The sequence below is a fragment of the Caballeronia sp. AZ1_KS37 genome (assembly GCF_023631165.1).
GTDB lineage: Bacteria > Pseudomonadota > Gammaproteobacteria > Burkholderiales > Burkholderiaceae > Caballeronia > Caballeronia zhejiangensis.
The window spans coordinates 109,614-123,149 of the sequence record NZ_JALQDP010000038.1; the positions used below are offsets into that span (position 1 = coordinate 109,614).

The following is a 13,536-nucleotide window of genomic DNA, read 5'->3' on the forward strand; positions in this document are numbered from 1 at the left end:
GCTTCGAATTTCTCTATTTAGACGAACGGACGACATCGATTTTGAAGGTCGCCGCGCCATACGCGACGGGACACGACGGCGCGTTGCCGCCGCACGCCGGCACGCCCGCGAACGGCGATGCGCTGAGCGTCCGCTGCGCGGCCGCCGCGTTCTGTGCCTCGGGCGAGAGACTGGCGAAGACGGCGTCGTGCGCGAGACCGAGCGCCGGGAACTCGCGCGGCGCGGCGGAAACGATCGCGACGAAATGATTCGCGCCGACGGGCTCGCCGGCCTGCATCGGCCAGCTCGGACGCGGCAGCACGAGACGCTTCTTCCTGCCGATGCGATTGTCGCTATCGAGCGCGTTCGGAAACAGTTGCAGATATTGATTCGCCGGATCGACGACGAAAACATACACATAGCCGTCGCGATTGCTCGTGATCGCGAAGCGCAACAAGTCGCGGTCGACGACGGCGCGCGCGACGGGCACGTCCACCTTGACATCGAACGACGGATCGGCGAGCGAAACGATGCGCGCGAATTCGCCATCGGGCGTGAAAGGCGGCAGCGCGGCGGGCGGCGGAGGCGGCGGCGCTTCGGGCACGACCTCCGGCGCAGGCGCCGAAGCCGCGACGACCGCCGAAGCAGCGACGCGCTCGGCCGAAGGCGCATGATGCGACGTGAAGCGCGGCACGAACCATCCGAGCGTCGCCGCCGCGCCGAGCAGACACGCGGCGCCGGCCGCCCAGCCGATACGCCTGCGCGCCGCGCTTTTCGCCGTGCGCGGCGCGGGCGCGTCGTCGAGCGAAATGCCGAGCTCGGCGGCGAACTGCCGGTCGGTCTGCGGCCGATGCGCGGGCGCAACCGCGAGCGCATGATCGATCGCCTTCAGGAATCGGTCGGAGTAACGGCCCGCCGCCAGTTTCGCGAGCGGCTGATAACTGTCCTTGACCACGCGCCCGACCGAAGGCGGCGGCGTTCGCCCGGTGATCGCGAAATACACGAGCGCGGCGAGCGCGTAGTGATCGGTCCACGGTCCTTGCCGCATCGACGGCACTTCGGCGTACTGTTCGATCGGCGCGTAGCCCGGCTTGAGAATCACCGTGAGCGCCTGCGTCATGTCGCCGATCACGCGCCGCGCCGCGCCGAAATCGAGCAGCACCGGCCGATGGCTTTCCTCCAGCAGGATGATGTTGTCCGGCGCGATATCGCGATGAAAACAGTCGGACGCGTGCAGCACGGCGAGCGCGTCGATGAGCGGCGTGAGCAGCGCGCGCAGCCAGGCTTCGTCGGGCGGCTTTTTCATCGCCCGGAGCGTTTCCTTGAGCGTCACGCCCTTGTAGTAGGGCATCGCCATGTAGGCGGTGCCGTTGGCCTCCCAGAAGCGGTACACCTTCACGAGCGACTGATGATCGAAGCGCGCGAGCAGCCGCGCCTCGTCGTTGATGAAGCTCTTGAGACCGGCGCGGAACATCGGCTCGTAGCGGCCGGACTTGACCTGAACCTGCGTCACGCCGACGCGCGAGGCGAGCGCCGCCGGCATGTATTCCTTCACCGCGACGTAGCGGTCGAGCGAAGTATCGAAGGCCAGATAGACGATGCCGAAGCCGCCCTCGCCGATGAGCCGCACGATCTCGAACTCGCCGAGCCGCGTGCCGGGCGGCAGGATGCTGTGCGCGGGCGGCGCGTCGGACGTCGATGAAGGCGCGCCCGCGCCCGCCACGTCGGATCGACGCACGCGCGCGCCGCTGACGATCACCGTCTTGTCGTCGCCCGCGTCGCCCGGATTGGTTTCGGTCTTGCCGGCGTTGCCGGTCGTGCCGCCGCCTTCTTCCGGTAGCCTGCCCGTCGCATTCATGATCCGCAGTCCCGCAGCAGGGTGATGAAAAGCGCCGTGTCGGGCAGGCCGTACGCCGGCCAGATCGTGATCGGGCGCGGCGCGCGATCGTCGCGATCGTCGGGCTGGTCGGGCTCGTCGGAAGCGGGCGCCGTCTGCGCGGCGGTCCACAGGCTCATCCGTTGGATCTCGGCTTGCCAGAGCGGCGCGAGCGTGCGCGCGAGTGAATCGGGCAGCGTCGCGGCCGATTGCGCGATCCACGGTTCGTCGAGCATGGCGGCGCGCGTGCCGGCGTTCGCCGGCTGCGGCACCGGCAGCGCGGCGAGCTGTTCGTCGAGCCGCTCGATGCTGTGATCGAAATCGAGCGCGGCGAGCGCGACATTCTCGATCGCCGAAAGCCATTGCCAGAGCGCGGCGACTTCGCCGCCCGTCGATGGCGCCGCCTGCAGCGACGCCGCGATCGTCAACGGAAAATGCCGCCCGACGCGGTCCACCGACGCCATCACCACGCCCGTCCAGCATGCGCCGAGCGCCGGCGCGATGGCGCCGGGCATCGCGAAAAAGCGCCACACCGGGCACGTCAGATAGATCGAGAGCCACGCGTCGCCGAGCGCGAGCTGCGTTTCGCCGACGCGCTCGGCGAGCCATGCGTCCCACGGCGCGACGAACGCGTCCGACAGCCGCCGCGCCGCGAAATCGCCGAGCGACGGCAGCTTGCCGTACCAGCCTGCGATCGCCGCGCCGTCGTCCGCGAGCGTGCCGCCGAGCGCGTCGTTCATAGCCGCTCCGGACAGGAGAACTTGCGCAGATCGGCGAGCCGGAACGGATTCTCCACGCTGTTCGCCGTCACTTCGAAGCGCGTCTTGCGCCCTTCGACATCGAACGTGACGATGAAGCGCTCCGGCTGATCGGTCGGCTGCACGTCGAGCCGGTCGAACATGCGAAACAGCGCCCACGGCCCCTCGAACACCAGATTGCTCGCGCCGCTCGTCGGCGGCGGCGTGAGTTGCAGGCTCACGCGTCCCGAGCCGCGCGTGCCGGGCCACTGAATCGCGGTCGCGATCTGCGGGCCGTGCGCGTAGGTGAGCACTTGCCCGTCGACGTCGAGCGTGAAGGAGAGGATCGACGGGTCCATGTCGAGCGGCTTGAACTGCAGCGCGAGCGCGGGCGACTTGCCGCCGCCGCGGAAGAACACGCCGCGGATCGTCGCGGCGCGCTCGAACTGCGCCAGACCGGCCGGACTGATCTGCGACGCCGACGAATCCGACTTCTTGAACGCCCACGGCTTCGCGGAAACATCGACGTCGGGCGCGAGGTTCTTCTGGAAGAAATCGTCGAACTTGCCGCCCGGCGCGAACAGCGTGCCGAAGTCTTCAGGCAGCACGTCGCGCGCGGAGTTCGGGCTGAACGGATAACGCCCGCCGACCGCGCGAACGCAGAACGCCGAGATCGACTCCTTCAGGTCCGCCGACAGATTCACGCGCCGCGCCTCCTGCGACTGCGCCGCGCCCTGGCTGCCGAGATCGAGCAGCGCGGTGCGGATCGGCTCGGGCATGCGCGCGGCCTGCGTGCGCAGCTTCGCCGGCGCGTCCGATGGCGGCGGCGCGGTCTTCTGCTGCAGGGCTTCGTCGGTGGCGCTGAGATACGTGTAGACATCGTTGATGACGGCGAGCGTCTGCGCGATCGGCGCGGGCTGCCCCGCGCCGGGGCTCGTCACGAGCGCGCGCAGGCCGGTGAACCGGTCATCGACGATGCTTTCCAGTTGAGCGCCCGGCGCGACCGGCGCGATCTGCGTCGGATCGGCCCCGCGAATCACCTTCAGCAGCTTTTCGCGCGCCGCGCCGAGCTTGTCGCCCGCGCGATCGGCGACGGTCGTTTCGCTTTCGGGCTTCGCGCCGAGCGTCGTTTCGCGCGACGCCGCCTTCGCGAGCGCGGCGAGCGGCGAATCGGGCGCGGAGAGAATGCGCGCGATCTGCGTCGATTGCGACAGCGTGTCGGCGCGCACGATGCGGACATCGTTCAGGAACTCGGTCCAGATCCGCGCGTAATCCTGAAGATAGAGCAGCCGCACGTCCTCGGTGATGCGCTGCATCGCCGCCGGATCGCCGCGCGGCAGGCCGCCCTGATCGCGGATGCCGAGCACCCACGGCTCTTCGGCGGCGAGCTGGGCGGCGGTTTCATCGACGGCTTTCAGGAACGCCTTGTGATAGCCGTCGAACGAATAAAGCCCCGCCACACCGCGCGTGAGCGGCGCGCCGCTCGAACGCGTGAACACGAGCGACGCGTTCGGCCCGCCCGCGTGCGCGATCGTGAACTCCGGATAATCCGCGCCGACGCCTTGCTGCTTCACGCGCCCGTACACGCGCTGCGCGAGCGTGTTGGCGGCGAGCATGGCGCGCAGATGCGCGACGAGACGCTCGTCGAACGGCAGATTCGGATGCACGAGGCCGCGCGCCAGCAACGCATCGAGATGCCCGGCGAGCGCCGCGCGCTCCTCGTTGCCGACCTCGCGCGGCAGCGAGCGGTCCCAGTCGGTGAGAATCCACGCCTTGAGCGAATCGGCATCCTGATGATCGGGCTGATTCAGCATCAGATACGCCTTGAGCGCTTCGTACGCGTAGCCGGGATTCGCGGGCGTCGCGCCGCGCGCCTGTTCCTCGATGCGCGCCGCGAGCTTCGGCAGGAACAGATCGGTCAGAAGGCGCTCGTACGCGAGCGTCGCGGCGGCGTCGAGTTTCGCGCCTTGCCAGAGGCCCCATTGCATCGCGATCGGCGGATGCGCGGCATCGACCTGAGGCGTCGATGCGAGGCCGCGCACCGCCGACAGCAACGGCAGCAGCGCGACGAGATTCGTGCCCGCCGCCGATGTCCCCGCCACGGCTTCCTTCGCCGCGCGCGCGGTGTGATCGACGTTCGCGACATAGCTGCGATTGCGCACATAGCTCGTGCCCCAGAGCGCGAGCACGCCAGCCGTTACGGCCGCGATGACCGCATACGCGCCGAGCCGCCACAGATGCCGCTTGCGCGCCCATTGCAGATTCGATCCGGCGAGTCCCTGTTCGGCGAACACGACCTGCGTCAGAAGCCGCTCCAGAAAGAAGCTGCGCCCGCTCGACGGACGCGGCGGCTGCACGCCCCGCTCGATGCCGAACGCGCGCGCGAGCGAGCCGAGCACGCGATCGATCGGCGTGCCTTCCTGCGTGCCGCTCGTGAAATAGACGCCGCGCAAAAGCGGTGCATCGTCGTGTTTCGACTGGACGAAGGTCGCGCGCAGCGCATCGGCGACGAGCGGCTTCAACGCGGCGAACTGCTGCGGAAAACTCATGATCGCGGCGCGTTGCGCGAGTCCGCTTTCCGCGTTCAGGCGCTCCGGCAGACGCGCGACGAGCCGGGCTTCGAGCGCGTCCAGCTCGGCATCGATCCGTTCGCCGAATGCGGCCTGCGTGAGCGTGCGTTTCGGCTCGTAGGCAAACGTGAAGCCGAACACCTGCGCGCGCTCTTCCTTCGACATATCCGCGAAAAACTCCGTGAAGCCCGCGAGCAGGTCCGTCTTGGTGACGAGCACGTAGACCGGAAAGCGCGTGCCGAACGCCTGCATCAGTTCGCGCATGCGCGCGCGCAAGGTCGATGCGGTTTCGTCGGTGCTCGCGGGCGTCGCGGCGAGCAGATCGGGGACGGCGAGCGTCAGCAGCACGCCGTTGATCGGCTGGCGCGGGCGCGTCTTTTTCAGGAGCGCGAGGAAGCCTTGCCACGCGGTCTGGTCGGCGTCGCGGTCGCTTTCGTGGGTCGTGTAGCGCCCGGCCGTGTCGATGAGCACGGCGTCGTCGGTGAACCACCAGTCGCAATTGCGCGTGCCGCCGACGCCGCGAATCTTGTCGGTGCCGAAGCGCTCGGCGAGCGGAAAGCGCAGCCCCGAATGCACCAGCGCCGTGGTTTTGCCCGCGCCCGGCGCGCCGATGAACATGTACCACGGCAATTGATACAGATATTGCCGGCCCGACAGCGTGACCCAGTCGCGCCAGCCGGGTTTTCTGCCGGACGCGGTAATGCGCGCCTCGCGCAGCACGGCGAGCGCTTCGTCGAAACGCTTGCCGAGCGTCGCGACTTCCGCTTCGCCGGCGCTCGGTGCGGCAGCCTCGCGGCGCGGACTTTCGCTCTGCGCGGCGAGTCCCGCCGACAGCGCCGCCTGCGTGCGCCACGCGGCCCAGAGCCGCCGCAGCACGAAGAGCAGCACGACGCAGCCGATCGCGATGTAACGCGACATCGCCGATTCGAGCGGATAGCTGCGCGCGAACGACAGGAGCGGCCCGGCGATCCAGATCGCAGCCGCAACGAGCAGCAGCCCGACGATCAGCAGCAGCACCGGATGAAACAGGATCGAGAGGATTTTTTTCATGTCAGGACCCGGGCTTCGCGAACAGCGTCACTTCGACGCGCCGGTTGCGCGCGCGGCCGGCGGGCGAATCGTTCGGCGCGACGGGATCGGCGTCGCCCTTGCCTTCCGCTTTGAGACGCGAAGGCGCGATTGTCGCCGCGAGCAGGTCGCGCACGTTCGCCGCGCGTTCCTGCGACAGCTCCCAGTTCGAAGGAAAGCGCGCCGAGCGGATCGGCCGGTCGTCGGTGTGGCCCGTCACGAGCACGTTGCCGGGCACCGCCTTCAGCGCCGCCGCGATCCGTTCGATGAGCGGCCGCGTCTGCCCCGACACTTCGGCGCTGCCGGGTTTGAAGACGTTGTCGCCGTGCAGCGTGACGACTGAACGGTCGACGCGGTCATCGACGGCGACGAGGCCATCGCGGATTTCCTGCGCGAGGAATTCCGCGAGACGGGGTTTCGCCGCCTGCGTCACGACGAGAGGACGCTGCGCGCCCGCGCGGATCGAGGCGAGCGTGCCGAACGCGGGATCGGAGAGGCGTCCGAGCTGGAAGCTCATCGCGAGCCACGCCAGCGCGAGCACGAGCAGCGCAAACGCGCCGACGACCCAAACCGGCAGCACGTCGGTCGTGCGCCGCCGCGCCGTCGGCACGCCTTGCCAGTGCGGCGACAGCGCGCGCTCCGGTTCGCCGCGCTCCTTGCGGATCAGTTGATACAGCCGCGCGCGGATCGCGTCGAGCGTCTGCCGGCCTTGCGCCGCCACGCGGTAACGTCCCTCGAAGCCGAGCGCGAGCACCATGCTCGCCAGTTCCAGCAGATGCAGATGTTGCGCGGGCTTCTGCGCGAGCCGCGCGAGCAGTTGAAAGACCTTCTCGCCGCCCCACGCCTCGTTGTGAAACGTCACGAGCAGGCTTTGCCGCGCCCAGACGCCCGCGCCCCACGGCGTGCCCGACGCGGCTTCGTCGAGCATCGTGCAGACGATGTAGCGCGCCGCCGTCACCTGTTCCGCCGGGATGCCGTTGGTGCGCGCCTCGTCCTCGAAGCGGCGCACGCCCGCGGCGAGCGCGTCGCGCAGCGCGGCGGGATCGGCGCACGCGCTCATCGTGCGGATGCGCGCGGCGAGCTGCAACAGCGGCGCGCACGCGGCGACCAGCGGATTCACCGCGCCGCCCGTCGCGAAGGCGGCGTCGAACGCGCGCTGCCCGGAGGCCGCCGCGCCGCTCGCCGAGAACGGTCCCTGCGTGCTTCCGCCGCCCGCGCGGCGCCGCCGCGCGCCGGGGTTGGGCTTGATCATCGTCTGATCGGATTCGAATCCGGCGAAGGGATCGTCGTCGTTCGTCATGTTCGTCGATGACCTCGCTCAATGACGGATCGCCCAGAATTCGAGTTCGAGCGCCGGAAACTCGCCAGCGATGTACATCGCCAGGTTGCCGGTCTGCTCCAGCTCCTTCCACAGCTCGCCGCCGCGATCCAGCTCGAAATAGGAAAAGCCCGCGTGAAACGGAATCTGCCGCGGCGCGACCGGCATCGCGCGCAGGCCGATGCCCGGCAGCGCGAGATTGACGAGATCGCGCAGCTTTTCAGCGGGCGCGATCTTCACCTGCGTCGGAAAGCGCGTGCGCAGCGCTTCGCCCGGCATCTGCGCGTTCGCGGCGAGCACGAAGCCGGCGCTCTTCACGAGCTCCAGATCGTTGATGAGCGCGACGCGCACGCCGGGCTTGCGGCTTTGCAGCTCGATCGCGACGGCGTCGGGTTCGCGCACGATGCCGATCAGTTGCCGCACGTCGCGCATGAGCGGCTCGAACGACGTCGCGACATCGTCATGGCGATACGGCGGATACGCGAGCACGCGGCGGCGCTCGTCGAACGCGGCGAGATCGCCGGCGAGCGCGAGCGTCGTCTGATACAGGCGTTCGGGATGCAGCAGCGGCACCTGCAACAGATGCGCGTACTGCGGCTCGAAGCGATTGAGCGTTTGCAGCAGCAGAAAATCGGCGATCTCCGCGACGCCGCCGCGCCCCGGATTCGCGAGGCGGCTCGCCAGGCGGTCCGCATGTTGATGCACGAGGCCGGCGAGTTCCTGCGCATAGCCGAAGAGACGCGGGTCGGCGTGCGCGTGGAGCATCGGCGGGATGTAGCCGGGATCGAGCACGACGCGGTTGTCGGCGCGCCGTTCCAGCACGCGCGCAAGCCCGATGGTCGCGAAGGCGTCGGTCGCGTCGCGCGCGAGCATGAGCCGCACGTTCGGCGCGCCGACGCGAATCTGCGCGACGCGGTCCGTGCTCGTCGTTATATCGGCGACGGAAGTATCCGTCGTGCGAAAGCGCAATCCGTCGATGCGGCCATCGGCAGCGCCATCGGCGTCGAATTCCTTTGCGCCCGCGCGCGCGAGCGGCAGCGCGAGCAACACGAGCTCGTCGCGCGTGCCGGCGGGAATGTCGAGCGGCGGCGGCGCGGGGAAGTCGTCGGGAAAGGAGAACGCGGTGCCGTCGGGCAGCACGCCGAACGCCGACGCAAGCGCGATCTTGCCGAGCCCGAGCGCGATTTCGTCGAGCATCACGGCGGCCCAGCCCCACGACCACGCCTCGGTCGCGCGCGCGTGCGAGCGCACGAGATGCTCGATGAAGCGGTCGTGCTGCTGAAAGTGCTGGGGTTCGAGGAACAGGCCCTCGGACCAGATCATGCGTTGGTGCCAGGTCATGGTGCCTCGTATGGGCTTGGGCTCGATGCTGAAAGAACGATTCAGCGCGGCGGATTTGCAAACCGGCGCGCGCTGTCACTTCTTCTTGCCCGATGGCGGCGGCGCGGGCTGCGCGGCGATCGATACGTCGGCGGCGTCGATACGCACGTTCATCAGCGTCGTCTGGTTCGGCGGCACCGGCGCGCTCGCCCGCCAGCGCGATCGCTCGATGTCGCGATACGCCGCCACGACCGCGACGAACTTCGTGCCGGGCTGCACCGTCTGCTCGATGCTGCGGCTGTCGCCGGGCCGCAGCACGTATTCGTTCTTCGCGTTGAGATCGCCGCCGAGCGTCGCCTGGTCTTTGCCGTAGAGCGTGAAGAAGTCGGCGCTGTCGAAGGCGGCCGTCGTCTTCAGCTCGTACACGCGCACGACGACCGGCGACGGGCGGCCCGCGTGATCGGGATTCGCGCCATCCAGCGCGCTCACGCTGATACGCACGACCGTCGGCGCGGGCGGCGGCGGCGGCGACTTGCAGGCGCTCGCCGCGAGCGCGCAAAAGAGCAGTGCGCAAAGACGCGGACGCGGGTTCTCCATCATCGGATCGTGTGACTTCGCAAGTGGCTTCGGACACCACAACAGACGAACGAAAACGCCGCGCTTTTCAAATCGCTCGCGGTGTTTCGTCTAGTGAGGGCACCGCGCTGGCGCTTCGCCGGTAGCGCCAGTGCGAAGCGGCGGTCATCGAGGAGGGCGTTCGTGAAACCGATCGGGCGGACATGCGCGGGGCTCGCGCTCTTTGCAATGCTTAGCGTCTGCGCGCAGACGGCGCAGAAGGCGCATGCGGCCACGGCGGATCAGGCGCTCACGCCGGCCGCGCGTCAGGCCGAAGCCCGCGTGCGCGACGCGGAAACCATCGCGACGCTGTCGCAGGAAGGGCGGCTCCTGCTCGCGCGGGATCAGGTGAAGCTCGACGGCTACGCGTATTGCAGCATGTCGGTGGCGGCGGCCGAGCGCGGCGATTTCCGCGAGAGCATCGAGGCGGCGTCGCGGGCGCTCGTCGTCGCGCGGGAGACGGACAACGCCCATCTCGCCGCGCTGTCGCGGCGCGATCTCGCCATCGCGTACAGCTATGCGGGCGATCTCGACGATGCCGAACGCTACGCGAAGGAAGCCATCGCGGCGGGCGGGAAGAATCCGGAGCAGGTGCTCGCGCCCGCGCACAAGATCCTCGGCGATATCGCGGCGCGGCGCGGCGATCCGTCGGCGGCGCTCGGGGAATATCGCGCGGCGCTCGCGACGGCGTCGGCGCGCTATCGGCCGATGGTGCTCCTCTCGATCACCAACGCGCAGATCGCGACCGGCGACGCGGCGGGCGCGCGCGCCACGTTCGAAGAAACGTCCGGCGTGAAGGACACGTTGCTTGCGCCGTTGCGCAGGCGCATCGAAGGCAATCTGCTGCTCGCGGAGCACAAGCCGCAGGCGGCGCTCGAAGCGTTTTCCGCAAGCGCCACAAAAGGCGGCTCGGACGCGAGCTACGACAACCTGTGGGCGCACGAGGGCATGGGCCGCGCGTATCTCGCGCTCGGCGACCGCGGCAAGGCGCGCGAAGCCTGGCTCGCCGCGCTCGACGATTCGGAAACGATCCGCGCGCGCTTTCGCAGCGACGAGTTCAAGACCGGCCTGTTCTCCGATACGCAGACGGTCTTCGAGGAAACGATCGCGCTCGTCGTCGAGGACGGCGACTACAAGCAGGCGTGGGCGCTTTCCGAGAGAAGCCGCAGTCGCGCGCTGCTCGATGTCGTGCGCAACCGGCTCGCGACGAACGTCGATGAAACGCAACTGAACGGCCGCGCGCTCTCGCTCGACGACGTGACGAGCGCGCTGAATACCGGCGAGGCGATCGTCGAATATCACGGCCTGCCCGACAAGCTGATCGCGTGGGTCGTGCGCCGCGACGGCATTCAGGGCTTCACGCTGCCGGTTCCGCGAAAGGACATGACGCTCGCCGTCGGAGATTTCCGCACGTCGATCATCCGCGGACGTCCGCAGGCGCTGACCTACGGCGCGAAGCTCGATGCGCTCCTGATTCAGCCGCTCGGCTTGCGGCCGAACGAACGGATCGTCATCGTGCCGAACGGCTCGCTGCATTACATGCCGTTTCAGGCGCTGAGGAACGCGCAAGGGTTTCTGATCCAGCGGCATGCGCTTGCGCTCGCGCCATCGGCGAGCATCGCGGTGCAGCTCGTGCGGCGGCAGCAGCGCATCGCGAGCAATCTCGTCGCGTTCGGCAATCCGCGCATCTCGCCGGAATTCGATCTGCCCGGCGCGGAAGCCGAAGTCCGCGCGATCGGACCGCTCTTCGCGCAGCGCGAGACCTTTCTGCAAGGCGACGTCACGCGCAAGACCTTCAGCGACAACGCGCCCGAGGGCCGCATCGTGCATGTGGCGACGCATGCGCAGGCCGACACCATCGATCCGCTGCATTCGCGCGTGCTGCTCGCGCCCGCGAAACAGCCCGCCGACGGCCCCGACCCGATGCTCGCGCAGGACATCTACAACCTGAAGTTCGATTCGGTCGCGCTCGTCACGTTGTCGGCGTGCGAGACGGCGCTCGGGCGCATCGAGCGCGGCGACGAAATCATGGGCTTCACACGGGCGTTCTTCTATGCGGGCGCGTCGGCATTGCTCGTGTCGATGTGGCCCGTTTCGGACGAATCGACCGCGCTCACCATGCGCACGTTCTACGGCGCGCTCACGAAGGGCGAGGAAGCCATCGACGCGATGCGCGACGCGCAGCTAGCCGTGCTCGCCGACGGCAAGTTCGCTCATCCGTTCTACTGGGCGCCTTTCGATCTGATGGGCAACTGGCGGCTCTCGGTCGCGCGCTGAAAGACGTTTTCCGATCACCGGTGAGGATTGCAGAAGTGAACCAAGCTACGAAATCCCCATGCTTTTCCTCACGTTCGAAAGCGCGTGCGGCGGGCGTCGGCATCGTCTGTGCAAGCGCGTTCTCCGCGTGGGCGCAGCAGGTGCCGATGCCGGGCACGGCGCAAGTGCCGAGCGCGGGCACGCTGCTCAACGAGCAGCCGCGTCCGTCGACGTCCGCGCCGCCGCCGGGCGGTTCGAGCGCGCTGCCCGCGCCGCCGGCCGCCGCGCCGGAAGTGCCGGACGGCAAGAAGTTCACGCTGAAGAGCATTCGTTTCGCGGGCAACGAAACGCTGCCCTCGGACACGCTGCTCGCGCTCGTTTCCGACAGGATCGGCCAGGAAGTGTCGATCAACGATCTGAACGCCATGAGCACGAAGGTCGCGCAGGCGTATCGCGAGCGCGGCTATCCGCTCGCGCAGGTCGTGATTCCGCCGCAGGACGTGACGAACGGCGACGTCACGTTCACCGTGCTCGAAGGCAAGATCGGCCGCGTGCGGCTGACGATGGCGCCCGGCGCGCCCGTCAAGGAATCGATGGTGCGCGCGCGGCTCGCCGCGATCGAGCCCGGCAAGCCGCTGCGGCAAAACGAACTCGAACGCACGATGCTCCTGCTGTCGGACCTGCCCGGCATTCGCGTGAGCTCGGCGCTGGAAACGGGCAGCGCGCCCGGCACCGTCGATCTGAACGTGACGGTCGAGCCGACGCGCCGCTGGAACTTCGCGGTTTCCGTCGACGACTACGGCGCGGCGCCCGCCGGGCGCTGGCGGCTCGGCGCGGTGGGACGGCTCGCGTCGCCGTTCGGCATCGGCGACAACCTCGACATCAACCTGCTCGCGGCCGAGCGCGCCGATACCGTCTACGGACGCATCGGCTACGACGCGCCTGTCGATGCGAGCGGCACGCGCGTCGGCATCGCGTATTCGCATCTGTATTACTACCTCGGCGAGCAGTTCTCCTCGCTGAACACGCATGGCGATGCGGATGTCGTCACCGCGTCGGTGTCGCATCCGCTGATCCGCTCGCGCAGCCAGAACCTGCTGTTGCGCGGCGCGCTCGAATACCGCTCGCTCACCGACAAGATCGACAGCGTCAACTTCGACAATCCGCAGAAGCTGTATGTGGCGAGCGTCGGGCTGTCGTACGAGAGCCGCGACAGCTTTCTCGGCGGCGGCTTCAACAGCGCGGACGTGCAACTGGCGTTCGCGCATCTGAACATCGATTCGGCGCTCGCCGAGGCCATCGATCAGGGACCGTTCGGGCGCAACACGCAAGGCAACAGCGTGCGCCTCACGATGCAGGCCAATCGCCTGAACGCGATCACGCGCAATACGAGCTTTTTCATCGGCGTGTCGGGGCAATGGGCGAACCAGAACCTCGACAGCTCGTCGCGCATCACGCTCGGCGGGCCGCGTGCGGTGCGCGCGTATTCGCCGTCGGAATCCGTCGTCGATGAAGGGCTGATCGCCACGGCCCAGCTTCGCTATGCGGTGATTCCGTCGCTCACGCTGTCGACGTTTTTCGATATCGGCGTGGGCCGCTACAACGCGCGCTCGATTCCCGGACAGGGCGCGAACACCGTGACGCGCAGCGGCGTGGGTCTCGGCGCGTTCTGGAGCGGGCCGTACGGCATCACCGTGGATGCGAGCGTGGCCTGGCGCACGACCCGCGCCGACACCACCGGCGACGACAAGGTGCCGCGCGTCTACGTGCAGGTATCCAAATCGTTCTAGCGCGGAA

General features: G+C 68.7%; 8 protein-coding genes. 2 read left to right on the forward strand and 6 right to left on the reverse strand.

Annotation, left to right across the window (positions count from 1 at the left end; translation table 11 throughout):
• Positions 1–13: 13 nt before the first annotated feature.
• From NCS00_RS26210 to tssJ, 6 genes are all read right to left on the reverse strand, one after another.
• Positions 14–1,837 carry a serine/threonine protein kinase gene (locus NCS00_RS26210; RefSeq protein ID WP_250441381.1) on the reverse strand — a complete coding sequence of 608 codons (1,824 nt, stop codon included), beginning with the start codon at positions 1,835–1,837 and terminating at the stop codon, positions 14–16.
• On the reverse strand, positions 1,834–2,595 hold the full coding sequence (gene tagF, locus NCS00_RS26215) for a type VI secretion system-associated protein TagF (protein WP_250441382.1): 762 nt from the start codon (positions 2,593–2,595) through the stop codon (positions 1,834–1,836). Before tagF ends, NCS00_RS26210 begins: the two co-directional genes overlap by 4 nt.
• Positions 2,592–6,212 carry a type VI secretion system membrane subunit TssM gene (tssM, locus tag NCS00_RS26220; RefSeq protein ID WP_250441383.1) on the reverse strand — a complete coding sequence of 1,207 codons (3,621 nt, stop codon included), beginning with the start codon at positions 6,210–6,212 and terminating at the stop codon, positions 2,592–2,594. The genes tagF and tssM overlap by 4 nt, the downstream gene beginning before the upstream one ends.
• A gap of 1 nt (position 6,213) precedes the next feature.
• Positions 6,214–7,530 carry a DotU family type VI secretion system protein gene (locus NCS00_RS26225; RefSeq protein WP_008346439.1) on the reverse strand — a complete coding sequence of 439 codons (1,317 nt, stop codon included), beginning with the start codon at positions 7,528–7,530 and terminating at the stop codon, positions 6,214–6,216.
• An 18-nt stretch (positions 7,531–7,548) separates the two neighbouring features.
• Positions 7,549–8,889: a type VI secretion system baseplate subunit TssK gene (gene tssK / locus NCS00_RS26230; RefSeq protein WP_008346440.1), complete on the reverse strand. Its 1,341-nt coding sequence runs from the start codon at positions 8,887–8,889 to the stop codon at positions 7,549–7,551.
• A gap of 75 nt (positions 8,890–8,964) precedes the next feature.
• Positions 8,965–9,465, reverse strand: a complete 501-nt coding sequence (gene tssJ / locus NCS00_RS26235) for a type VI secretion system lipoprotein TssJ (protein WP_250441384.1) — start codon at positions 9,463–9,465, stop codon at positions 8,965–8,967.
• Between the two features lie 162 nt (positions 9,466–9,627).
• On the opposite strand from tssJ, the gene NCS00_RS26240 reads away from it, so the two are divergent.
• The gene (locus tag NCS00_RS26240) at positions 9,628–11,760 is read left to right on the forward strand and encodes a CHAT domain-containing protein (RefSeq protein ID WP_250441385.1); all 2,133 of its coding nucleotides are present in this window, start codon (positions 9,628–9,630) and stop codon (positions 11,758–11,760) included.
• 35 nt (positions 11,761–11,795) lie between these two features.
• On the forward strand, positions 11,796–13,529 hold the full coding sequence (locus tag NCS00_RS26245) for a ShlB/FhaC/HecB family hemolysin secretion/activation protein (protein ID WP_250441386.1): 1,734 nt from the start codon (positions 11,796–11,798) through the stop codon (positions 13,527–13,529).
• Positions 13,530–13,536: the final 7 nt, after the last annotated feature.